At 68.5% G+C, this 23,070-nt stretch carries 18 protein-coding genes and 1 tRNA gene; 7 read left to right on the top strand and 12 right to left on the bottom strand.

What is annotated here, in order from left to right:
* Positions 1–138: 138 nt before the first annotated feature.
* Together ACI2K4_RS09555 and ACI2K4_RS09550 are read right to left on the bottom strand one after the other, a co-directional pair.
* Positions 139–2,976 carry an AAA family ATPase gene (locus ACI2K4_RS09555; protein ID WP_404510001.1) on the bottom strand — a complete coding sequence of 946 codons (2,838 nt, stop codon included), beginning with the start codon at positions 2,974–2,976 and terminating at the stop codon, positions 139–141.
* Positions 2,977–3,355: 379 nt separating this feature from the next.
* Positions 3,356–4,075: a VOC family protein gene (locus ACI2K4_RS09550; RefSeq protein WP_404510000.1), complete on the bottom strand. Its 720-nt coding sequence runs from the start codon at positions 4,073–4,075 to the stop codon at positions 3,356–3,358.
* Between the two features lie 78 nt (positions 4,076–4,153).
* Between ACI2K4_RS09550 and ACI2K4_RS09545 the strand changes: the two genes are divergently transcribed.
* A complete protein-coding gene (locus ACI2K4_RS09545) occupies positions 4,154–4,399 on the top strand; it encodes a hypothetical protein (protein ID WP_404509999.1) in 246 nt (81 codons plus the stop codon).
* 153 nt (positions 4,400–4,552) lie between these two features.
* Here ACI2K4_RS09545 and ACI2K4_RS09540 read toward each other — a convergent pair whose 3' ends face one another.
* Entirely contained in the window at positions 4,553–4,792 is a 240-nt protein-coding gene (locus ACI2K4_RS09540) for a GntR family transcriptional regulator (protein ID WP_404509998.1), read from the bottom strand.
* A 585-nt stretch (positions 4,793–5,377) separates the two neighbouring features.
* Between ACI2K4_RS09540 and ACI2K4_RS09535 the strand changes: the two genes are divergently transcribed.
* Positions 5,378–8,578, top strand: a complete 3,201-nt coding sequence (locus tag ACI2K4_RS09535) for a S8 family peptidase (RefSeq protein WP_404509997.1) — start codon at positions 5,378–5,380, stop codon at positions 8,576–8,578.
* A gap of 188 nt (positions 8,579–8,766) precedes the next feature.
* Here the strand turns inward: ACI2K4_RS09535 and ACI2K4_RS09530 are convergent, their stop codons facing one another.
* From ACI2K4_RS09530 to ACI2K4_RS09510, 5 genes are all read right to left on the bottom strand, one after another.
* Positions 8,767–8,922 (bottom strand): hypothetical protein, encoded by a 156-nt coding sequence (locus tag ACI2K4_RS09530; protein ID WP_404509996.1) that lies wholly within the window; start codon positions 8,920–8,922, stop codon positions 8,767–8,769.
* A 253-nt stretch (positions 8,923–9,175) separates the two neighbouring features.
* Positions 9,176–9,640 (bottom strand): SgcJ/EcaC family oxidoreductase, encoded by a 465-nt coding sequence (locus tag ACI2K4_RS09525; RefSeq protein ID WP_404509995.1) that lies wholly within the window; start codon positions 9,638–9,640, stop codon positions 9,176–9,178.
* Between the two features lie 276 nt (positions 9,641–9,916).
* On the bottom strand, positions 9,917–10,486 hold the full coding sequence (locus ACI2K4_RS09520) for a hypothetical protein (RefSeq protein WP_404509994.1): 570 nt from the start codon (positions 10,484–10,486) through the stop codon (positions 9,917–9,919).
* A gap of 183 nt (positions 10,487–10,669) precedes the next feature.
* Positions 10,670–11,764 (bottom strand): hypothetical protein, encoded by a 1,095-nt coding sequence (locus tag ACI2K4_RS09515; RefSeq protein WP_404509993.1) that lies wholly within the window; start codon positions 11,762–11,764, stop codon positions 10,670–10,672.
* Between the two features lie 282 nt (positions 11,765–12,046).
* A complete protein-coding gene (locus ACI2K4_RS09510) occupies positions 12,047–12,994 on the bottom strand; it encodes an SDR family NAD(P)-dependent oxidoreductase (protein ID WP_404509992.1) in 948 nt (315 codons plus the stop codon).
* A gap of 263 nt (positions 12,995–13,257) precedes the next feature.
* Between ACI2K4_RS09510 and ACI2K4_RS09505 the strand changes: the two genes are divergently transcribed.
* Complete coding sequence (locus ACI2K4_RS09505; protein WP_404509991.1) at positions 13,258–13,896, top strand: TetR/AcrR family transcriptional regulator; 639 nt, start codon at positions 13,258–13,260, stop codon at positions 13,894–13,896.
* 312 nt (positions 13,897–14,208) lie between these two features.
* Here ACI2K4_RS09505 and ACI2K4_RS09500 read toward each other — a convergent pair.
* Positions 14,209–14,296: transfer RNA gene (locus tag ACI2K4_RS09500), tRNA-Leu, on the bottom strand.
* Positions 14,297–14,609: 313 nt separating this feature from the next.
* Between ACI2K4_RS09500 and ACI2K4_RS09495 the strand changes: the two genes are divergently transcribed.
* Both ACI2K4_RS09495 and ACI2K4_RS09490 read left to right on the top strand, forming a co-directional pair.
* Entirely contained in the window at positions 14,610–15,044 is a 435-nt protein-coding gene (locus ACI2K4_RS09495; protein ID WP_404509990.1) for a hypothetical protein, read from the top strand.
* A gap of 214 nt (positions 15,045–15,258) precedes the next feature.
* Entirely contained in the window at positions 15,259–16,236 is a 978-nt protein-coding gene (locus tag ACI2K4_RS09490) for a hypothetical protein (RefSeq protein ID WP_404509989.1), read from the top strand.
* An 89-nt stretch (positions 16,237–16,325) separates the two neighbouring features.
* On the opposite strand, the gene ACI2K4_RS09485 is transcribed toward ACI2K4_RS09490, so the two are convergent.
* The gene (locus ACI2K4_RS09485; protein WP_404509988.1) at positions 16,326–16,829 is read right to left on the bottom strand and encodes a hypothetical protein; all 504 of its coding nucleotides are present in this window, start codon (positions 16,827–16,829) and stop codon (positions 16,326–16,328) included.
* Positions 16,830–17,142: 313 nt separating this feature from the next.
* Here ACI2K4_RS09485 and ACI2K4_RS09480 point away from each other — a divergent pair, with 313 nt between their 5' ends.
* Together ACI2K4_RS09480 and ACI2K4_RS09475 are read left to right on the top strand one after the other, a co-directional pair.
* The gene (locus ACI2K4_RS09480; protein WP_404509987.1) at positions 17,143–18,135 is read left to right on the top strand and encodes a suppressor of fused domain protein; all 993 of its coding nucleotides are present in this window, start codon (positions 17,143–17,145) and stop codon (positions 18,133–18,135) included.
* 159 nt (positions 18,136–18,294) lie between these two features.
* The gene (locus tag ACI2K4_RS09475) at positions 18,295–18,561 is read left to right on the top strand and encodes a DUF2283 domain-containing protein (RefSeq protein WP_404509986.1); all 267 of its coding nucleotides are present in this window, start codon (positions 18,295–18,297) and stop codon (positions 18,559–18,561) included.
* A 101-nt stretch (positions 18,562–18,662) separates the two neighbouring features.
* Here the strand turns inward: ACI2K4_RS09475 and ACI2K4_RS09470 are convergent, their stop codons facing one another.
* Both ACI2K4_RS09470 and ACI2K4_RS09465 read right to left on the bottom strand, forming a co-directional pair.
* A complete protein-coding gene (locus ACI2K4_RS09470) occupies positions 18,663–20,810 on the bottom strand; it encodes a BTAD domain-containing putative transcriptional regulator (protein WP_404510313.1) in 2,148 nt (715 codons plus the stop codon).
* A 238-nt stretch (positions 20,811–21,048) separates the two neighbouring features.
* The gene (locus tag ACI2K4_RS09465) at positions 21,049–22,824 is read right to left on the bottom strand and encodes an Hsp70 family protein (protein WP_404509985.1); all 1,776 of its coding nucleotides are present in this window, start codon (positions 22,822–22,824) and stop codon (positions 21,049–21,051) included.
* Positions 22,825–23,070 lie beyond the last annotated feature (246 nt).

Raw genomic sequence — 23,070 nt, 5'->3', positions numbered from 1 at the left:
ACGCGGAAGGGCAACATGTGCACATCCCTCGATGATCGTTTGGCTTGCCGCAGCAGCATGCTCCACATCGACCATCGCTAGCATCGGGCGGTTCCCTACCCCACCCCCTACATCAACTCGACGTCCACGCCGTCGGCCTCAGTCGTCCCGAACCCGCGCGTCCGCGGTCAGGCGCTGGGTGAGCGTGACGCGCGACTGGACACCGAGCTTCGCGAAGGTACGGGAAAGATGAGCCTCCACCGTCTTGGGGCTCAGGTGCAGCCGCTCCGCGATCTGCTGATTCGTCAAACCGCTCACCGCGAGGTCGGCGATCTGCCGTTCCCGGGTGGTGAGTGCGGAGACGGGGTTGGCCGGTTGCCGCTGTCCCCGGGGCGCTCGGGCGGCCAGTCGGCGTTCATCGCGGGCCAACGCGGCGGAGAGCCAGGCCGCCCCGGCGGCGACGTACAGGGATTTGGCCCGGCCGATCTCGGTGCGGACCTGCGCGGTCGCGCCCTGGGCGGCATACAGTTCGGCGGCGAGCTGCCGCGCGAGTCCCTCCTCGACCGGCGCACCGGCGGCGGCAAAATGGGCGGCGGCCTGTTCCGCGTGACCGACCGCTTCCTTCGACCGCCCGGAAAGCATGAGCACCTTCGCCTGCGCCCGATGCGCAAAACCCAACTGGTGCGGCAGACCCGACGTCATCGCCCGGGAAAGTGCGTGTTCGGCGAGCGAACCGGCTTCGGACTCGGCACCGGCGGCGGTTGCGGCGGTGGCCATCGCCTGGAGGGCCAGGCAGTACGTCCTGGTCAGTTCGTCGGCCGGGTCCTCTCCGGCCAGCGTGGCGAGAGCGCGTTTCGGCTGCCCGGCCTCGACGTACACCAGTGCCCGGTCGAGCTGTCCCAACCCGGACCACCAGCCCGACCGGGGTCGGGTGCCGGAGATCCGTTCGGCCAGTTCCAGAGCGGCCCGTGGTCCGTCCCGCCAAAACATCGGACGCAGCAACAGGATGCTGGACATGGCCAGGGTCTCCCGGCTGTGGATCAGCCGGGACGCCTCGCGGGCCTCCTCGGCGGCGGTCACCGCCTCGATCAGTCGGCCCTGCCGCTCGTTCAACGCGGACACGACGATGAGCAGGTACGGCACGCTGTGGCTCCGTCCGGCACGAGAGGCGATGTCCAGCCCTCGGCGCAGATGTCGCGACGCGTCGTCGTACCGTCGCAGGTGCATTTCGACCCAGGCCAGCGGTGCGATCAGCTCGAGGTGCGGCGCGAGCGCCTCGTCGGTCATCGCGTCCGCCAGCCACGCCGCCCGGTCGGTCTCGCTCCGGCTCGCCACCACGTCGCCGTCGCGCAGACCGGCCAGCGCCTGGATGGCCCGGGCGGCTGACTCAAGCGCCTCGTCGTCCGTGTCCCGCAGGGAGCGCAGCGCGACGGCTGCCGCGACCCGAGCCTTTCCCGGCTCCCGACCCATCAGCTCGACCGCGGCCAGCCCGACCTGGGTCAGGCTGGTCGACCGGTCGCGCGCGTACGGCCGGGTCAGCTCGGTGGTGACCAGGGCCTTCGCCTCGTCGAAGTCGCCGAGCAGGCGATAGATCATCGAGGAGAAACCCACCGCCGCGATCCGCAGCGGTCCCGGCGCCCGCATCACCTCCTGCAGAATCTGCCGACTGGCCGTCAGGTCGCCGGTCACTCCCAGCGCACGACCCAGTGCCCATTGCAGTTGGACCCGCCACCCGGCCCGGTCCTCGTCATCCGGCAGCAACCGGATCGCGGTCCGTAGCAGCCGGGCGGCGGTGGACGGCGCGGCGTCCACCGCCGCCGCAGCCGCCGCCTCCAGCGTCCGTACCGCCTGCACGTCGCCGTGTTGCGCCGATCGTGCGGTGTGGTGGGCCAGCAGTTGCAGCGGGCCGCCCTTGCTGCGCAGGTAATCCGCCGCCCGGTCGTGCGCGCGCGACCGCCAGGCCGCGCCGGCCATCCAGTACGCCGCCGCCCGAACCAGGGGGTGGCGGAACCGGAAGGCGGCGTCGGCCTCGACCACCAGGCCCACGCCGACCAGATGGTCGATGGCGTGGTCGAAGGCGGCCTCGGGTAGTCCGGTGATGGACGCGACCAGGTTCAACGAGATCGGCTCGCCGGCCACTGCCGCCGCGCAGGCCACCTGCCGGACATCCGGCGTCAGGGCGGTCAGTTCGGTGCTCACCGCGTCCAGCAGTGCCCGTTCGGGTGCGCCGGCCGCCACATCCCCGGCTTCCGCGAGGGCGGTGAGCGTCGCCACGCTGGCGTCGGCGAGCACCTGAAGGTAGAGCGGGTTCCCATGGGTCGTGCGGTACAGCAGTCGTCGTCGGCCACGGTCCGCCTCCGGCAGCAGCGCCGCCACGTCGGTCTCGCTCAGCGGCGTGAGACTGATGTGAACGGTCGCGTCGCCGAGTTGAGCGACCGCCCGGGCGATGCCCGCCGGCACCTGCGCCGCGCGGTACGCGGTGGCGAGCAGCAACGGCGCCCTTGGCGGCCGGCGTAACAGATACTCGGTCAGCTCCACGGACGACTGATCCGCCCAGTGCAGGTCGTCGAGCACGATGGCGACCGGACCGGCCGCTCCCTGGTCCTCGATGAGCCGACGCGCGCGCTGGAAGAGCCGGTAGCGGTCGAGCCCCGCGCGCCGCGCCTCGGACGGCCCGGTGGCGTCCACCAGTAACTCGGTCAGCGCACCCTGCTCGTCCCGGCTCGGATGCCCCGGCTGGGGTTCGAACGCGGCGACGTAGATGCCGAACGGCACGGCACGTTCGAACTCGGTCGCCTGACCGTGATAGACGGCGAAGCCACGGGCTCGGGCCAGATCGGCCAGTTCGGCGAGGAGACGGGTCTTTCCCATCCCCGGATCACCACGCACCGCCACGGCCCGTAGCTCTCCGTCCGCCGTGCCTGACACGGCGCTCGCGAGAAGGCTGAGCTCAGCGTCTCGACCGATCAACCTGCCGTGTGTCGCCCCGTCGGCCATTCCGCCCTGAACGTCCAGTCCGGTGAGTGAAGTAGCAGCGCCGCACAGCCTAGCCGGCCGAGCGTGGATGGGACCAGGCGAGGAGGGAGTGTGACGTGGTGGCGTCGCGGCAGCGCTCGTCACCGGACTTCCGGTGACGAGCCGCTGACCTGCTCGCACTGCTGGCGGGCGATACTGCTGTGCGAACCTGAAATTCGACGTACGCGACGGCGTCGTTAGCTTGCGTGGAATCCGGCTAGCCGTGAGCGCGGAGTCGCGACGAATCCACGTACTGTTCCGCCTTCACGATCAGCTCGCTCGGACAGCCCACGGCTCCCGCCGCCGTTGATTCAACACCAGGACGTACGGCTGCGGCGAGCGCTTCTCCGCTGTGTGCGAGTCACCGCAGCCCTGCTGCGAGTTCGGCGGCGTTGTCGAATGCGGCTGCCGCCCGCTCCGCTTCGTCTTTCGTGAGCGCCACGGACTGGACGCGAGCCAGCATCTCGGTCGCGGTCTTCGGATCGTGCAGCACCATCGCGAGTTCGGCGCGGTAGACCAGGACCTCCACCTGCTCGACCGGGTCGTCGTCGGCTCGTGACTGGGCCAACGCGCTGTCGAGGATCCGGACAGCCTGTCCGACGCTTCCCCTGGAATCGGCCTGCACGACAGCATTCGCCAGGGCCTTGGCCAGCCGCCCGGCAGGCGTGGCGGCCGGCATGGGCGCGGTGGCGGCGTCCCGAAAGACGCGGATCCAGTTGCCGCCCGGGTCGATGATGCTGAACCCGCCCACCCCGTCGGCGTTCTTCCGCGCCCTGGGCCGGGTCATCCGCGGCGTTCCGGACACCAGCACCTTGCCGTACGCGGCGCGCATGCCGGCTGCGAATGCCCGGTGTAGTCCCTCGATGTCCGCGGTGATTACGAGACAGGACCCATAGGACTGCTCCGGGTCGAACCCGGGGATTTCGAAAAATTGTAGATTCAGGTCTTCCCGCTGCACCCCCACACACGCGTTGGGCTTGCGTTGCTTGTACGTGGTGCGGAAACCGAGAACTCCGTAAAAGGTTTCGATGTCGTCAATGGATGCGCACGGCAGCAGGGGAACGGTCACCTCGTTGGTCATGCCTCCTTCCTAGGCGTAGCAGGGTGTCCGTCGCACATGGAAATAGCCGATCATCGCCTTCGACCATCCGATCGGCTGATGACCGAGGACGCAACGCCGCCGAGCCGAGCCATCGGCGGTGCCTTCCTGCCTGCCATCCGGCTCGCCAGGAGCAGGCGCCCGGATCCGCCGCCGACCGAGCGCGCCAGGCTGCCCAGCAGCCATCACGCTCCGCGACCCGGCTCCGACTTCGCCTGGTCGGGCGGCTACTGGCGCGCCATCGCCGGGCTGGCCGGCAAGACCCCGATCATCACCCTGGTCTCGTACGTCGCCGGTAGGTGTTAGGCCGGCTGTCTGAGTCGCGCACCCGGTCGGTCGCCGGCCGACCCGAATGCGGCATCGTCTTCCCCAGCGCGGCGCGCTACACGTCCACACCTACATAACGCGCCCGCCACCTACATACGCCGCCCGGCCCCAGCCAGCGGGAGCCGGGCCACCTCATGCCTTTGTCAGCGCCTTTCGGATGACGGGAGACCTCCACGTCAGCCGGGCAGCCATGCCGTGCTGATCCCGTAGCCGGGTCTCGGTCGGGAGCCGGTCGCCTGCCCGCAGCGCGCCGGACAGGATCAGCTCCCGCAGCTCGGCGATGATCCCTCGGACCCTATACAGACGACCGGGTCCGGCGTCGGAGCGGCTGGAACCGCGGTCGGCACTCGCCGGTTGTCGACGCTCGGCCACGTGGGCGCCCAGCCCGTGAACCCTTCTCCTACGGCCTGCGGATAACAGGCGATGGTTCCCGGGGCCGCGAAAGGTCGTACATGAATCGTTTGAGGCGAGTCAGGTATCGGGATCGCCTGGCCGGCGACGAACGGACCGGGCGAGATCGTCCTCGCTCTTCACCCCGAGACCTACGCCTTCCTCGGCGGCGGCGCCTGGCGTTTCCGGCGTCGCGGGAACGTCCGCCGGGCTGGTCCCTGCCGTCGTCGACGAAGTGGGTCAGGCGCCGGCTGACCCTTGTCGCGCCCGGATTGGGCCGCCACGGCGCGGCCGGCCCGACCCGGCCCGGCCCTCGGCGATCCGACCGACGTCGGCGCTGGTCGTCCACCGTGGTCGGCCCGGCGAGCCGGGGCACCTGACTCTGACGGCCTCCCGGCCTCGGCCACCGGCCGCCAGGTGCGAGTCCGCGTCGCGGCACCGGTGGTGAACCCGCCGCCCGGCGCTGTCGGTCCCGGGTCGACCAGGGCCCGACGCCCGGTCGTCCACCGGCGACCGGAACCACACCCACCGAATGAAGCCCTGCCAAACAACAGTTGGGAGATGGTGATGCGAAAGAGAACGGCGCTGTCGGCGCTACTGGTCGTCGTCACGGCGGCGTCCGGGGTGGTCGCGCCGGAAGCGGCGGCCAGCCCTGTGCCGGCTCCGCGGCTCGCCGCCGAGAGCGCGACCGTGACGTTGCTGACCGGCGACACGGTGACGGTCAGCGGCAACCGCCTGGTGAACGTACGGGCGGCGAAGGGCCGGGAACACCTGGTGTTCCACTCGTACACCGACGAACGGGGTGACACGAACGTCGTGCCCGAGGACGCGCAGGCCCTCCTGCGAGCGGGCCGGCTGGACCCGCGGCTGTTCAACGTCACCGAGTTGGTCGAGTCCGGATTCGACGACGCCACGGCCACCCGGCTGCCGCTGATCGTCGACCACGCCGGCCCGACACCGCGCAGCGCGGCCGCCCGGGTGAACCGGGTGCTGCCGGCCGTGGGCGTGACGGCCGTCTCCGTGGAGCGTTCCGCCGCGTACTGGCCGACGGCTCGGAGCGCGGAGCGGGTCTGGCTCGACGGGCGAGTCCGGGCGTCGCTGGAGCACTCGGTGCCGCAGATCGGCGCGCCGGCGGCGTGGAGCGCCGGGCACACCGGGGCGGGTACCACGGTCGCGGTGCTGGACACCGGAATCGACGCCGGGCACCCGGACCTGGCCGACGCGGTGGTGGGTGCGAGTGACTTCACCGGCGGCTCCGACACCGACGACCGGCACGGGCACGGCACCCACGTCGCGTCCATCGTCACCGGCCGGGACGCCCGGTACCGGGGAGTCGCGCCGGACACTCGGATCCTCAACGCGAAGGTGCTCGGCGACGACGGCTCCGGAAGCGAGTCCTCGGTCATCGCGGGCATGGAGTGGGCCACGTCGCAGGGCGCCGATGTGGTGAACATGAGCCTGGGCGGCGGCCCCAGCGACGGCACGGATCCGCTGTCTCGGGCGGTGAACGAACTCACCGCCAGGACGGGCACGCTGTTCGTGGTCGCCACGGGCAACGACTCGGCCAGCATCGAGTCGCCGGGCACGGCTGACGCCGCCCTGACCGTGGGTGCGGTCAACCGCGATGACGAGCTGGCGGAGTTCTCCGGGCGCGGCCCGCGAATTCTGGACGGCGGGATCAAACCGGACATCACGGCGCCCGGCGTCGACATCACCGCAGCGCGGGGCCGGAACAGCGGGCAGGGTGAGCCGGGTCAGAGCCACCTGACGCTCTCCGGCACCTCGATGGCCACCCCGCACGTCGCCGGCGCGGCCGCGATCCTCGCCGGAGCACACCCGGACTGGAAAGCGGACCAGCTCAAGGCCGCTCTGATGGGCAGCGCCGCCCCGAACGACGGGCTGACGATCTTCGAGCAGGGTGCCGGCCGGGTCGACCTCGCCGCAGCCCTGAGGACGACGGCGGTCGCCTCCCCGACGAACCTCAACCTGGGCACCGTACGGTGGCCGCACCACGACAACCAGCCGATCAGCAGAACCCTCACCTACACCAACCTCGGCACCAGCCCGGTCACGCTCGACCTCGCGGCCGATGTCCGGAGCGAGGACCGGTCGCCGGCACCGGCGGGGATGTTCACCTTCGCCCCCGCGACGCTGACCGTCCCGGCCGGTGGCCAGGCGACCACCACCGTCACCGCCGACACCACCTTCGACGGACCCACCGGCGCCTTCACCGGCGTGGTCAGCGCGACCCCGTCGAACGGTGGCGGCGCGGTCCGTACACCGGTCGCGGTTAGCCGGGAGATCGAGAGCTACGACGTCACCGTGAACGCGATCGGCCACGACGGGACGCCGGCCGACGAGTACCGCTACCGGTTCGTCCCGATCGACCACGTCGGCATCTACAAGGGCTTTGCCACCGGCCCGATCACCCTCCGCCTGCCGCGCGGGGAATACACCTACACCGGCTTCGTCTCGGACCCGGAGACCGGGCGCCTGGCGGACTTCGCCGAGCCGACGTTCGTGGTCACCCGGGACACCGAGGTGGTCTACGACGCCCGTGAAACGGTGCCGGTCGACATCACGATCGACGACCCGACCGCGCGGCACGTCCAGACCCGGCTCGACTACATCCGCGAACTCGGGAACGGACGCGGCCCCGTCGGCGCGACGACCTGGGTACCGGCCGGGCAACTCTCCGACCTGACCGTCAAACCGTCGACAACCCGCCACGACGACTTCACCTTCACCGTCGAGACGCTGATGGCGAAGTGGAATGGCCAGACGTTCGACAACAGCCCCTACCTCTACCAGCTGAAGCGCAACAGGGACGGGATCCCCCGCACACCCGGGTGGAACGACCGGCGACAGGACCTCGCCCGGGTCCGTGCCGAGCACGCCGTGAGCACACCCGGCTCGACCGGCCTCCGCGAGTTCGCCGTCGCCATCCCCCTGCCCGGCGCCCTGACCGAGTACTACACCCCGGACGTGCCGTGGGACCTGCGTGCCTTCAACGAGGTCGTCGACGGCCAGATCCGGACCCAGTTCACGCAGTACACACCCACGGTCTTCCCCCGGAGCAGGACCACCACCGTACGTTGGAACGTCGGCGTGTTCGGACCCGCCATGGCCGGCGCCCGGTACGGGGGCAGCGCGTCGTTCCGTGGCCTGGACCAGTTGCACCTCCAACAGTCGCTCCTCTCCGACCAGGGCCGAGGCCGCTGGGGTGACAACTTCCTGCCTGGGAAGACCCAACTGCTGCGCGACGGTGTGGTCATCGGCGAGTCCGACGAGGCGACCCGTGGCGTGTTCGAGGTCGGACCGGAACGGGCGGTGTACGCGCTCCGAACCACCGCCGACCAGTCCGGCCACGCCCGACTGTCCACCCGGATCGACGTGGAGTGGACCTTCGCCTCGCAGCGCAACGACGATCCCCTGCACGCCGTCCACCTGCCGCTGCTCGCCGTGCGGTACGCGCCGGATCTCGACGACCACAACGCCGCACCCGCCGGCCGGCCGTTCACGATCCCGGTCTCGGTGCAGCGCAATGGCAGCGACAGCCCGGGCCGGGTCTCCACCCCGGTTGTCGAGGTCTCCTACGACGACGGCAGGAGCTGGAAACCGACCAGAGCCGGGGGCGACCACAACCGGTGGGCGGTCACCGTCGACCACCCGGCCGGCACGGAGTTCGTCTCGCTGCGTTCCGTGGTAACCGACCCCGACGGCAACACTCAACGCCAGACCATCATCCGGGCGTACGCGCTGAAGTGACGGAAGTCGGCCGATCGCACTTCACCCCGGTGGGGTGCGGTCGGCCGGGGTGGCCTGGTGGTGCCTCTGTCGTGTTCCTGGCTGAGGGTAAATGCGGATAGCCCGTCCTTCCCAAGCCCAAGGACCACCCACCTGACGCGCACGGAGAAGCCGGGCGCCGGATCAGGTAAACGGTGTATTCGCCGACATCAGCGGTGACGCGGCAGGCCCGCGCCAGTTGAGACTCGATGGTCGCCGTGGCAGGACCGCTGGGCCGTCATCTCGTCGACGCGGCGGTTCAGCAGCAGGTTCCACAGTTGCGGCCAGGCGGCCCGGGTAGCCGGGCCGGCGGCGAGCTTGGCCATCTCCCAGTCCCACAGCACGGAAACCGGCTGCCGCGAGGCGAAAAGACGCGTGGTGCGGTCGAGATCACCCAGCTCGACCAGGCACTGTCGGACCCGCTCGGCGACGGGGTGCGACTCCGGTGGGTAGTAGGCGACGACGGAACGGCTTATCGATGATCGGCTGCCTTGACGGCTACGAGATCAATCGATTGGCTCACCCGGTGGCTCAGCACGGCGGTCAGCCGGGAGGTCGAGCGGGTCGCGATCACCAGGGTCAGGATCGACTCCCGGGGTCAAAGACAGGTTGACCCGTCGAATCGGCCAGCAACTCGTCGTCGGGCGCACCGATATTCTGGCTGGCGACCAGACGCCATTGCCCGTCTTCCTTCGCCATCACCCACAGCGGAGAACCCACGTCCGGACCGTCGGGCGTCTGGTAGATCTGGCGCAGCTTGACGGCCGCGACGTCGGGCCGGATGAACAGCACGTGCTCCAGCTCAAACGTGACCGACATGCCCCGCATCCCACCGGGGAGCACCTGGTGCGTGAACGCCGAGATCGCGTCCAGCCCGAAGAGGCGCTTGCCACCACCGGTCGTCCAAATGGCGTCGTCCCGGAACAGGCCGAGAAACTCGTCCGGCAGATCGTAGTTCTGTGCGTGCTCGACCGTCGCAACCAGCCTCATGATCGCCTCGATCTCGGCCCTACGGGTAGCGTCATCGAAGTACGTCGCATTCATGGAAACAACCTAGAACGTGAACCAGACTTGAGGTCCAGTGTCCTGAGTCGGCGAATTCGTCCCCTTCGCTGGACGCGACCGCCACCGCGACCACCGGCGTCAGAGCGGCGAACAATTGCGTCTGCACCTGCGCCAACTCATCGGCGGGCGTGGTCTGCCTACGGCGGGCGGTCCGTTTGTGGCGATCCGGGTCAGGCGTGACTGTGACGGACCCGATCGCGTCAGTCGCGCGGCCGAACGTCGTTGGGCGCGCTCCGCTGCTCCCATGTCAGGTGCTCATGCGGTCGCTGGGCGGTAGTCCATGCCTCCGGAACCGGACAGCAGGGTGGCGGCGTATCGCTTATCGGTGGTGATATCGGTCTCTTCGTCGATCTCGAAGCCAATAAGGGCGCGCTGAAAGGGCACGTCGGCGTACACGGCGACGGCCACGTCGGCGAGCCATCGGTCGAGCGGTGCCCGCCAGGCCAGTGACTCAACACCGCTACGTTGATCGAAGGGGTATCCGCCGATCCTGTGGTCGAGTCGGGCCAGCGCACCGAGTGGTAGGTAAAGCTGGATGCTATCGGTGCCCTCGTACCGGAACGAGTAGCCGCCACAGACCACCCGGCTACCGGACGGCAGGACCAACGTCCCGCGCAGATGCCCATCCACCTCGAACGCGGCCGCACCAGGCTCGACGTCGACCAGTCCGGGCCCTGCGCGGCACTCGCGGACACCGGCGGCCCGCCACAGAGACCGCATGCCTCGGTCGAACCTGGCGTCGTCGGTTGGCCCGAGGACCAGCATCAGTTCGTAGAACCCGCCCGCCCAGTTCTCGGCGTCGCTCATGTCGTCCGCGGCTGTCACCGCACCAAGGTTCACGATTTGGCAACCCCTGTCATCCGGGTTTCCGGCACTTCCAGCAGCGGCGCCTGATCAAAGGTGGACTCATCGTTGCTGATCAAGCCGAGATGACCCGGGGCACCGGCGCGAGTACGATCCGTTCTGGATCGCCCAGCCCAGCACCCTCCGAGGCGGTGGACGAACGGGCTATGTCGTACCGGTCGGCGCGATGTCCGCGCTCGGGCCGAAGCCGTCGAACGCTCGCAGCCGTAGCCGCGCCGCCGTGGTACCGGCCAACCAGGCGTGGTACTCGTTGCTCCGGTCCAGCATGAGGCGTACCGCTGTCGACCACTCGTCGCTCTGCAGCACCCCGAGGTACCTGGCCAGAATCGGTTCGCGATCGGCACCGATCCACTCCCTGCCGTCGGGTGGCAGCTCGGCGAGATGATCGGCGACGACGGCGGCGTTGAGGTACCGCTCCAGACCCGGTGTCTGACGGCCGAGGTGCCCGGCGTGGGCCGCGAGCACGGCTCGCGCCGGTGGGTAGTGCTCGATCGTCAGACCCATGCCGTGACAGCGGGTCATGACCGCCAGTAGCCGTCCGGTGTGGTCGACCAGATCGTCGTCGACGGCCGGGCTGGTGATCGCCGCGTGCAGGTGCGCACGGGTGGCGACCGTGCCCGCGAAGTACCCGTCCAGTGGGCTGCCATCGCACGCGTGACGCAGAAGCCACCGGTCGGCGGCGCCGCCGAGGTCCAACAGCGCCTCCACCGTGTGGACCCGTCCCCAGATCGTCACGCGTCGCGCCAGCCAGAGCAGTGCGTCCGTCGTGCCGCCCCGCCCCCGGAGGGTTTCCGCAGCCCGTGGGCCGAACTGTCTCGACAGCAGTCCGATGGTCTGGACCAGCGGGACATTCTCCGCCGACCAGGCGTGAGCGAGCAGCGCCAACCCGACATCCACCGAGCACCGGTCCGTACTGTGTCTGACCAACCAGCGGCCGGTCTCCTGTACGCGTTGCCGGTCGGCTCGCAGCGCCGCGGCGGCGACGTGCTGGTTGGAGTTCGACGGCGGGTAGAGGTGGTGAAAGGCGTGGACAAGTTCTTCCGGCGTCGACATCGGATTCGCGAAGTAGGCGTCGAGGACGGCGGCGACGTCGGCTCCGACAAGTCGTCGGTCCTCGGGTTCAGGGATCCGCCGCCGCGGCGGGTGGCTCGCGTCGTCGGGTAGGGGTTCGCCGTATCTCGGTAGTGGATCATCCGGGTACTGGCGGTGCAGTCGCATCGCGTGCGCGAAGAGGCTCATCGAGGGCTCGATCGGTCGCAGCCCAGGGCCGGCTTCACCGGCGGAAAGAGGAGTCGATTCTCTCGATCATGTGCACGATCCTGCCCGTGAAGCCGCGGCGGTGCAACCCGCCCGGGGCCGACAGGCGTGGCGCAGGTGGTCCGGGACGAGATGGCCGCGCCGTCCGTCCGTCAGCGCACCGGCGAATGGCGCGGTCCGTTGGTCATCGGCGTCAGCAGAGGCTCAGCAGCGGTAGCGCGGACGCCGGGGGCGGGCTGCGGACGGCCCGCCCCCGGGTTCGACTCAGCGCAGTGCCTTCTCCACGACCGGGAGCGCGAGGTCCCAGAGCCGGTCGGCCGCCTCGGGGTCGGCGGACCACTCCGCCACGCCCATGGCGATTTCCGGACCGCCCGGGACCACCGGCTGCTCCTGGTTGTCCTCGAAGTAGCGTCCCGTCACACCCTCCAGGAGGGGCGAGGCGGCCAGCAGCACAGTGGTCCCGGCACCCTGCTCCGGGGTCTTGGCGTAGTCGGGGATGATCAGGCTGCCGTCCGCATCTATCACGCCGATGGCCTGCAGGAACTCGGGCGCGATGTGGCGGGCGAGGTTCGTGGTGGGAATGCCGCCGGGAGCGCAGGAGGTCGCCGTGACACCCGCGTCGCCCCAGTGGCGGGCGATGCCGACCGCCAGGAGCACGGTGGCGGTCTTGGACTGTGCGTAGGCGACGAAGGGGTCGTAGGGGCGGGTCTCGAACTGGGGGTCCTCGAAGTCCACGCCGGCCCGGAGTTGCGCGCCGGAGCTGACGACGACAACCCGGGACCGGCCGGCCGCCTCGAGCGCGGCCCGAAGACCGACGGCCAGTGCGAAGTGGCCGAGGTAGTTGGTGGCGAGCTGCATCTCCCAGCCCTGGGCGTTCCGCTGGAGCGTGGGGAGCATCATGATGCCCGCGTTGGCGACGAGGATGTCCAGGGGACCTTCCCAGGAGCGGCAGAACGCCCGTACCGAGGCCAGGTCGGCGAGGTCGATCGGCGCCGCGTCGACGTGGGGGAACGCCGAGACGAGCTCCTTTGCCGTACCCGGGTCGCGGGTCGCGACGGTGACGCGGGCCCCGGCGACAGCCAGGGCCCGGACGGTCTCCGCGCCGAGCCCGGTGGCGCCGGTGACGAGCGCGCGTCGCCCGGTCAGATCGACGCCCGCGATGACCTCCGTGGCGGTGGCCTTCGGCCCGAAGGGGGTGGTGACGAGGGACATGTCAGTGGCCTTTCAGTGAAGAAAAGGTGCGGCGGTGGAAACGGGTCGGCGATGCACGGTTATCCCGGTTGCGGCTGCTGGGACCGGCGAACGAGCGGCGCGTCGAGGCACCGTCTCCGCTCGCGCCGGTCAGCACGGAGCCGGGAAGCAATGACATGAGAGCCCATCGTCGGGTGTGTCGGACTGGGCGACTCATCCATCGAGTGCTTCACTCGAACGACGCGTTCGAGTGAAGCGTACAAGCACTGCGCTACGGTGGCGATATGCCATCCATCACCACACGCCGGGCCGTGCACGCGGCCGAACGCCGGGCCGAGATCCAGGCCCGGATCCTGACCGCGGTCGAGACCCTGCTCGCCGGCGGAGAGAGGTTCACGGACCTGGGGGTGCAGCGCATCATCGAGGAGGCAGGCATCGCCAACTCGACCTTTTACATGCATTTCAGGGACAAGACGGAAGTTTTGCTTCGTCTGACCGAAAAGTTGAAAACCACGTCATACGGCAAGGTGACCGGCTGGGAACCGGAGAGCGCCGACCCGTTCCAGACGATGGTGGAGATCTTGCATGACGTCATCCGGATGTACCGGGAACAGGCTCACCTGCTGCGCGCGGTCCTCGAGGTCGCCGCCTACGACGAGGCCGTCCGTGACTTCTGGAACGACGAACTCGAACGCCACCTCGTCCTGGGCCGGCGGTTTCTGGAGACGGCACAACGCGACGGGACAACGTCGGCCGATGTACGCATCGACACGGCCGTACGAGTCTTCGTTCACGGCGGCATACAGGCCATCGCCCACCACATAGCCACCGGCGACCCCGCCGACGATGCCGCCGTCGCCCGCGAGATCGCCGAAATCCAGTGGTTCGGTGCGTTCCGGCGCCCGTCCCGTCGCGACCAGTAGCGCGTCGGCCTGTCACGCTGGCCAGTCACAGCCTGCGGAAGCCTGTCGGTGGCCAACCACCGAGGTGCTGGGTGAGGTGCCTCCCGATCGCGCGGTGGAGGCGGATCTGGCGGTGGCTCGTTCCGGTCAGTCCGGTCCGGTCTACATGCTCCCGGCGCACGAGGGGTCCCGGACGGGCCGCGTCACACCGTCGCCGGAACGAATAGCCGCAGACGATCACGCGCTCCCAGTTTGCTCCCAACATAAGGGGCACAACGAGAACGGCCCCGTTACCGGATTTCCGGTGACGAGCCGTTGACCTGCTGGTCTAGCTGGCGGGCGATACTGGGTTTGAACCAGTGACCCCTTCCGTGTCACGGAACGGTCCGCGACGCCCTGACCAGCACGGATGTCAACGCCCCCGGTCGACGCAGGGACGATCAGAACAGCTCGACCAGGTTGAACGCCATTCAGCGCCGTTGGAAGCACCCCGCTGCTCCCAATCTGCTCCCCAACATCCCGCCCCGCCGGGGACAGGGACGCCCGCCAGCGCCCCGCCTCAGCGGCCCAACGGGCTCGCTCGCCGATCGCAGCAACCACGCTCCGTGACGGGCCACCAGGTCGCGCAGCTTCCGGCTCTGCCGAAGAGCGTGCGTCCGTGTGGACTCCTGCGCGGAGTCCTCGGCCACTCCCGATCATCGGAGGGAGCCTTAGCATTACTACGATCAAGGGCTATGGCGGTACCGGTGTGGCGTCGATCGGGCTTTCGCTGGGCGGCCACTATCATCGTTGTCGTACTTCTCGCCTGTTGGTCCGGAAACGCGGCGTTGGAGGCTTCTGCTCGCGACGAACGTCGTAAGGCGGACCAGCGTGTCGCCGCCTACCTTGGCCTGGTGGTGGCGGGTGATCGTTCCGGTGCTAGCCGGATGCTTTGCGGTGGGGATGACGTCAGCGTTGCCCGGCTTGACGACACGGCGCTAACGGGCTGGACAGAGCAACGGATCACCTCGTTCGTCATATCGGCGAACCGAGACTGGTCATCGATCGACGGCCACGGGACCGTCTACCGCGTTCGCCTAACGTTCTCAGAAGGAGCGGCTGCCACAACCGACGTGGTTGTGGAGGTGATTAGCGATAAGCCATGCATCGGCACGGACATCCCAACTTGAACCAACTCAGCGGTGAACTCGCCTGGCCGGCGAGTTCACTTTGGCTGGCCGGCTGAAGGTGGGCCGGAGCACCGTACGCTCATGCCGCCGACAGTGCGCGACGGGGTGCAGCCCACCATCACACACCGTAGCGACCTCTGGCGCCGCTCAACATCCTGATCTGCCGAGAAGCGGACGCGGCCCCGTCATCGATGCTGAGGTAACGTGCCTGACCGTGTCGAGGTCTGCATCGCTTGCCATCGCTCGGGTCATGGCGCATTGCGGCGGCTCACCCGCCGAGGCCGTGGCGTACGTCGTTGGCGCGGTCAGAAATGATCCGGCTGACCCGGAGCCCTATGCGATGCTCGCTGAACTGCACCGGCAATCGGGCGCAGAGGTCGCGGCAGCCGTAGCCGAACCGAGCAGCCTCTGGCAGTTCCTCGCCGGTTCCTACCTGTGCTTCCTCGACGGTGACATGGACCAGGCCGCGCGACGGCTGGGGTCGGTGATCGGTTATCGGCCTGATATCGCCTGGGGCAGTGCGCCCTGGTTCAGCGACGAACGGTTTCTCGGGGCGGTGACGGTTACCGGGTTGGCCGACGCTTCTGTGATCATCACTGACTACGGCACAGATCTCGACAACGATTTGGTGCGTGAGTGCCTGCTGCCGTGGCTGCGGGCCATTGACGTGGTCTGCGGCCGGGATCCGGTAGCCGAGCAGATGGCCCGTATGGCGATCCTGCTGCGATTCTGTGGACAAGCGGATCAGTCGCTGGCTCTGTGTGCTCGTGCCGACGCTGTGCGGCGGACAATCCTGGCGGAGGTCGTTCGCGCAGGGACCTGGAGCTTTCTCGGTGACCGACAGCAGCAAGCCGCAGCGCTGCGACGAGCACTGCAGCTCGACCCGACCAACTGGTCGCTTCATTTGGATCTGGCTGATCTCGCGGCGGAGGACGGCGACTTTGGTATGGCCGCCGAGTTGGTGCGTCAGGGGCTCGGACACGAGTCCGAGGACGTCACGCTGAGGGCGGCCGGTGCGGCCTATCGGCTGCTCGACGGCGGGGCGCTCACAGACCTGGACCTACTGCTGGAGCTGGCGCCGGCTCTTCCTCACGTGGGCTACCGGAACGGGCTGATCGAGCATGCCTTGACCGCCGAGAATCTTCGGGCTGACCGAATAAGCAAAGGTCGCCAGCTTCAGGCCGGCAACTGACTCTCAACACGAGCGAGGATCAGGGTCCTGTTCAGGCTCGCACATCTGCCGCTGCCCGTGTACGAGTGCTTGGTGGCTGTGACGCTCAGCTACGTGACCACAGGCTCGGCGTCGGCTCCGTTGAGACCCAGTTCGGCCACAAACTCGGACAAGGTCTCGGCGACCGTTCGCCAGGCGTACGGCGCAGAACTGGTCCAGACGTCGCTGGCAATGACTCGTGGATCAGACGAACTCGTTCGGTAGTCGAGCGCGACGGCCGTGTCGTCACCGGCGTATTGCGCCGTGGCGATAAAGAAAGCGCGGTCGACATCCAGCCAGGGCAGCACGACCGGACCGGTTGCCGCCGGCCCTCGAGCGAATCGGAACAGCGCCGCCATCTCGTCATCCTGGATCAGCCGGTCGAGCGACTGCGACTCCCGCTCCATCTGCTGGGTACTGGCAAGAAATTCCAGCGGGTCTTGGAACCAAGGCATGACTCGGGCGATGGCAGGTTCGCCCGGATGGTTCCACCTGCCCTCCCGCAGGAGAACGAGCAGCAGGTCAGGAACAACGAGACCGCGAACATGAATCCTCACTGGATCATCGTTCCGCATGCTCGTTCCTTCGTGTCGCCGCATGGTCCTCATCGTCTCGGCAAGTATCCGCTCATGCCGCAATCCGTACGCTACGGACCGTGAGCAGTGGGGGTGTGGCTCAACCGCCGGTCATGCCGAAAGTAGTGCGCCGCCCGGCGGCGCATCAGCGTCCGGGTCCCGTTGCTAAGCGATTCCTTGATTTCCGCTTCCCCAGTCATCCTCGGTCGTCGGCGAGTCACCACCGCCGACATTTGAATCGCAGTCGCGGTCGCCCTGCTCATTCACCTGGGTCCGGTGCGCCGCGCGCGGACCGGCGTGTTTTGATCTTTCAGTGACCTCCGACGCCCTCGGCTGGGATGCCATCGACGCCCGTCTCGCCGAGCTGTACCCCGATCTCGAGCCGAAGCACTACGGCACGCTGCACCGATTCGCTCTGGGTGGCCCGGGCCCGCTCGACGGCATCAGCTTCTATCCGCGTGACGAGCCGGTGCCGCACTGGCACATCGTCGGCTACGGTATGAGTGAGCTGTACGCCAAGGAGACCGACAACCCCGACGAGTCGGGCTGGGGCTTCGAGTTCACCTTCCGGGTAGCCCGCGACACCGGTGACACCGAACCACCGATATGGGCGGCGAACCTGTTGCAGAACCTCGCCCGGTACGTGTTCTCCAGCGGCAACTGGTTCGAGCCGGGCCATCACATGAACGCGAACGGACCCATTTGGCAGGACTATGAGACTGCGGTGACAGCGCTGGCCTTCACCGAGGACCCAGAGTTGGGCACGATCGATACCCTGCACGGCCGAATGCAGTTCCTACAGGTGGTGGGCCTAACCGGAGACGAGTATGCGGCAGCTCGGCAGTGGAATACCGACGGTGTGCTGAGCCTGCTCGCCGAACAGGCGCCGCTGCTGGTCACCGACCTGGACCGGCCATCGCTTACTGACGATCCCGCAGTGCGGGCCGCGATCAAGGCCGGACGTGCCCGTGACGGCTCGTCGACCGGGCTACTCATGGTCGCGGGCTTCGGCTGGACCATCGAGGAAGACACGATCCGGCTACGGTTCAAAACCGTCACGACCGCCATGGTGGCCCAAGCGGTGCGCGACCGGCTGCCACACGGCCGCGAACTGCTCCTTGACGGCAACAACATTCGCGTCGTGCTGCGAAGCGCAGAGGTTTTCGCCGTTCGGCGACCATGCGACGGCCTGTTGGAAGTAGATCTTCCAGCAGAGGCCGTCGCTGCGCTGCCTGATGCGCTGGTTCCTGGTACCCATCCAGTGCCGGGAACTAGCCACCTCATCGTCGAGGTTTCGAACGACTAGCGCTGTGGCCACAAACGTTCACGACGTAGCCACACGAGGATTCCTCCACGCCCGCCCGCCGGTGCGGTCAGGCTGCTGTGCGGGCGGCCGTCTGACGCATCGGGGACGCTGCGCTGGTCATGTCTGTGGTCAATCAGATGCTGTGTCAGCCTGATGACCATGTTCATGGAAGCGCGCCTGCCGCTGGTCTGTACCTACGACAGCATTGCTGATGCGGCGTACATCTATCTCCAACACCCCGTGGCACCTGGAGCCTCGGAGCGGACAGCGATGTCCGACCCTTACCAGGGCATGTTCAACCTCGACGTTGATGCGGAAGGTCACATCCTCGGCCTGGAGATTCTCGATGCCAGCAAGCACCTGCCTCGGGCGTTGATGCAGGCGATACTCGCTCCGGGCCAAACCACAGCTGAAGGCTCGCAGTGATCATCTCGGATCTGATCGGGATTGTCTCTGCTGCCATCAGGCGGCTGCACAGGTACGGGTAGTTGTCTGGTTCGGTCAACGCGCGGCGGGGAAACTGCTTTTTAGCGCAGTTGGGCGGCCATTCGACGGAGGTCGTCATTGGGCTCCAGGCGGGCGGTGGTGAGCCGGCGGTGGTAGTTGTCGAGGAGTTCCTGCACGGCGGCATGGTTGCCGAGCGCGGCGAGGGCATGCACGGCTTGGCGGTGCAGGTCCTCGTTGAGCGGGTCGACGCGGATGGCGTCCTGAAGCAGTGTCAGCGTGTGGTGTGGGTCGTGTTGTTCGGCGGCCAGAACGGCGTACGCGTCGATGACGAGCCGGCGAGTGAGTTCCCGAGGCGCGTCCAGCCAGGGCCAGGGCTGCTGCGTGGCGAGTTCGCCGGTGTAGCCGTCGACTACGGCCTGGCAGGCTAGGGAACGGTCGACAAGGGCGGTGGTGGCTTCGTCGGCTGCCGCCTGTAGTCGCCACAGGTCGACATCGAGATGGTCCTGGGCCAACTGGTAGCGGTCGTGGTGATGGTGGACGATGTCCGGGCCGCTGGCGGCTCGGATGGTGGCGCGTAGCTCGCTGAGTGTCGTGTAGAGCCGGCCTGTAACGGTGTGTGCCGGGACTCCAGGCCAGATAGCTTCGGTGAGCTGTCGGCTAGTGGCGCCCTGGCGGTGGACGGCGAGGAACACGAGTGCCTGCATGGCCGCGCTGCGGCGGACACTGACCGTTTGGCCGTCACACAAGAGTGCTGGTACGCCGAGGATGCGCAGTTTCCACCGCTGTAGTTGCGGGTTGGCCGTGGGCTTGGTGGGAGATGTGTCGTAGCCGGGAGCCTGTCGTGGGATGACGGTGCGGGGTGCCGGCTGCGGGTCTTTGGACTGCGGGGGCCGGTGTGCGTTGGCCTGGGTGGGCTGGGTGTGACTGATCACGGTGAGCAGGTCCGTGGTGGCGATGGCGTCGAGGACACAGAGTCGCGGTCCGGCGAGGTTCGGAGTGTTCACGTCGTGGCTGTGGCCGGTGACCTCGACGTGCCATGTGGTGATCTGGGGCCAGGCGCCGAGGAGTACTGCGATGGTGTCGCCGTCTCTGTCTCTGAGAGCGGCCGTCAGGCGGGCGGCGGCGCCGGAGGTGGTGGGCGTTTGAATGAGGAGAATGAGCGGGTCGTCAGGTACGGCGACCGGGGGGTCGGTGTGTGACGGGCTGGAGTCTGGTTGCGGTCGTTGGTGCGGTTGTGCTTCCAGGAGCGCCACGGCGTCTTGCACACTGTCAGCGAGGTGCAGCCCGGGGACGTCGTGCACCCAGGGATCGGTGACGCCTAGGAGCATTGTTATGTCCGGCGTCGTGGTGATGAGGCGGACGAGGCTCGGCGTCCGCGGATGTCGAAGCCCGGCGAGCAGGGCCGTGATGAGCATTCCGCGGGCGGCGTCGGCGGCACCAGGTCCGGTCAGGCTGAGTCCCGCGGTGGGCAGGTCGGCGAGCGATAGTGACTGTGTGTCGCGTGGGCGACCGGTGGTCTGTTCGATCGATGTCGGTACGGGCTGCCCGGCATTGGGTCCGCCGCTCGGGGAGGGTGCGAGTGCGGCCTGCACGGCGGTGACGGTTGCCGGCAGCGGCGTCAGGTCGCTGTCGTCATGTGAAGGATTCTTGGATGGGTCGGGCCGGTAGCTGCGGCGACGGCGAAGCCACACCAGGGCGCCGGCGGCGGCGATCTGCTCGGCGGTGGACTGGGGCACCCATCCGCCGGCTAAGACCAGTCCGTCACGCGCGCTGCGGTGCAGGGAGTCGCTTTGGTCGTGCTGGTTGCCAGGCTTTTCGCTGCTCGGGTGGTCGAGCGTTTCGGCGGCCGTGGGAGGCGGGGTGTCCGACTGCGGTGTGGTGGTGTTGGCGCTGACGCCCAGAACGGCTACCCCGGCGATTCCGCTGGCGGTGGCTTGCATGGGTGTGGGTAGCGGCATCTGTCGCACCCATCGGGCACCCGCGCGCAGTCGCGCGATCAGGCGGATGACGACCGTGCCGACCAGCAGGAGCCAGACCAGCCAGGCGAGCAGGGCCAGCGCGATCGTCAGTGTTTGTTCGGTCAGCGGTTGCGCCATCAGCGACCGTGTCTGTTGCGAGCTCGGCCAATCTTGGATGGGCCAGCCGACGAATCGCGCTAGCACGACCGGCGGGCAAGTCAGGAGCAGCGCGAGGAAGAGGGCAAACGCCACCCGCTGTGGCCAGCGCATGCTCACGCCCCGCGCCTGCATCTCGTCGGCGGGCGGCCTGCCACCCATGCCACGCCGTCATGGTGCCTCCGGACCGATCCGCTCCGTCGTAACCCACTCCGACGTTCGGCCATCCAAGTGCGGGCGCCCTTGGCGTCGGTGCCCACGGTGCTCTGCGCACGATTCCATCCGGGCTGGTGTCGCCGATGGCGTGCTGTCGGTCGGTTCGTCGCCGGTCCGGCTGTGGGCTCGTCACCGATCATGGGTTCATGGGTCCTGTCGGGCGGGGGATCAGCGGCCAGAGTCTGCGGATCCACCAGAACGCCACCGTGAGGGCGTAGACGACTCCGAGGATGCCGACGGCTCGCCAGCTGACGATCGCCGCCGAGATGACTGCGATCGGCGCGGCGAGGACGATCCGTAGCACCAGCGTGGAGACCATCGCCAGGACCGCACCGATGCCGAGGAGCAAGCCGCCGACCCGGCCGGCGATGTCGATCCACAACACCATGTTCGGCCAGCGGTCGGCGGTCATGGAGTACTGCACCAGGGCCATGCCCGTCGCCGCTGTCAGTACCGAGCCGGTGGGGAAAGCGAGGAGGTCAGACCATCCGTTGTGGGGTGTGCGCCATTGCCGGGTCGCGATCAGGGCAGCTACCGCTGCCATCGCCACGACCGGGGCGACGGGTACCAACGCCCACCGCAGATATGGGTCGACGTCCAGCCCGAAGTACAGGCTGCTGACGATCGCGTACATGCCGGCGATCGCGACGCCGAGGGATGCGCCGGCGAGGATCCCGGTGCCCATCTGTCCGCCGGGGTTGCTCGGATCGTTGGTGGTGCCGCGTGCTGCGATGAGGGATGCCAGGATCGTGCCCGCGCCGAGGCAGCCGATGACGGCGAACAACGCGGCCATGGCGAGTTCGCCCCAGTTGACTGTCACGTAGAAGCTCGGGCCGCGATGGATTCGGCTGCCGTTGCTCCAGGTGGCGGTGAGGAGGAACTGTGCTATCAGTCCCAACGACGCCAGCCCTGGCACCGCGATCGCGGCCGCGCGTCGGATCGGCGGGATCGGGGGCAGTTCGACCGATTGCGTGGTGCCGGGGCCTGTCGCGCCAGCGTCGGCGGCGCCGAGTACCGCAGCGAGCGCGGGATCGGTGAGCACCACCGGCGGCTGATCGAGGCGCTCGGCGATGGCCCTTTCCACGGACGGCATGGCGGCGCCGCCGCCGACGCAATAAACGGCGGTGAGGCGGTCCGCTGGGACCTCTGCTGCGTCCATGGCTTCGGTCGTGAGTTGCGCGATGCGGTCCGGGATCGCTCGGGTGGCCTGTTCGAGGAGCGGGCTGTTGACGATCAGGGCTGGCCCGGTGGGCATGGGTACGGTCACCGCCGGGTGGTGTGAGAGCGCTTCCTTCGCGGTGCGGATGCTGGCAAACATCGCCAGCGAGGATCCGTTGGGTTCGGGGCTGCTGTCGCCTGGCGTCAGGGTCGCGACGAGTGCTTGATCGATGGCGAAGCCACCTGCGTCCGGGTCGTTCAGTGTCGACAGCACTTCGAACGCGGCTGGGCCGCGGCGTAGCACGGTCACCTCGGATCCCGCGCCGATGTCAGCCACGGCGATGAAGGAGCCGACCGGCAGTTGGGTTCCGGTGGCCAGCAGACGTTCCGCTACTGCGACGGGCGCCTCGATGAGCCGTGGCTGCCCGAGGCCAGCCCGGTGGGCCGCGTGTCGCATCCAGGTCCGTCGTCGCGGTCCCCATCCCGCCGGGACGACCAGGCGGACGTCGTCGGCCGGTGATCCGGCCACACGCGTCGCCTCTTCGGCGACCCGCCGCAGCGTCGCGGCTACCAGGTCCATGACCTCGACGTCCCTGCCACCGACGTTGACCTGTTGGGTGCCTGATCGTAGTGGGGCGACGAGGAAGCGGTCCGGGTGTTCGACGGCGGCCTGCCAGGCGTGCTGACCCGTCAGGACTTCTCCGCCCGGGTGTACGAGCACGGAGCTGGGCAGCACTACCGCACCGTCGAACATCAGCGGCAACCACCTGCCGTCAGGCCACGCGACCACCGCTGCGGTGCCGGCGGTGCCGCAGTCGATCGCTAGCCGCGCCTCCCCAGGTCGCATAGATCTCAGTCAAACATAAGGTCACCTTCACGTCACTCAAGAACCACTTCTCGCCCCAGATTCGAACCATGTCGTTGGCCCGACGCTGCGCCCGAGCATGTAGCAGTCGGCACGTTTTCCACAGGTAGACCAGGCGCATGGGAGTCATCACAG

This window comes from Micromonospora sp. NPDC050397, assembly GCF_044901685.1.
Taxonomy (GTDB): domain Bacteria; phylum Actinomycetota; class Actinomycetes; order Mycobacteriales; family Micromonosporaceae; genus Micromonospora_G.
Note: the sequence above shows the minus strand (reverse complement) of the source record. Positions and strands in the feature narration are given on the sequence as shown.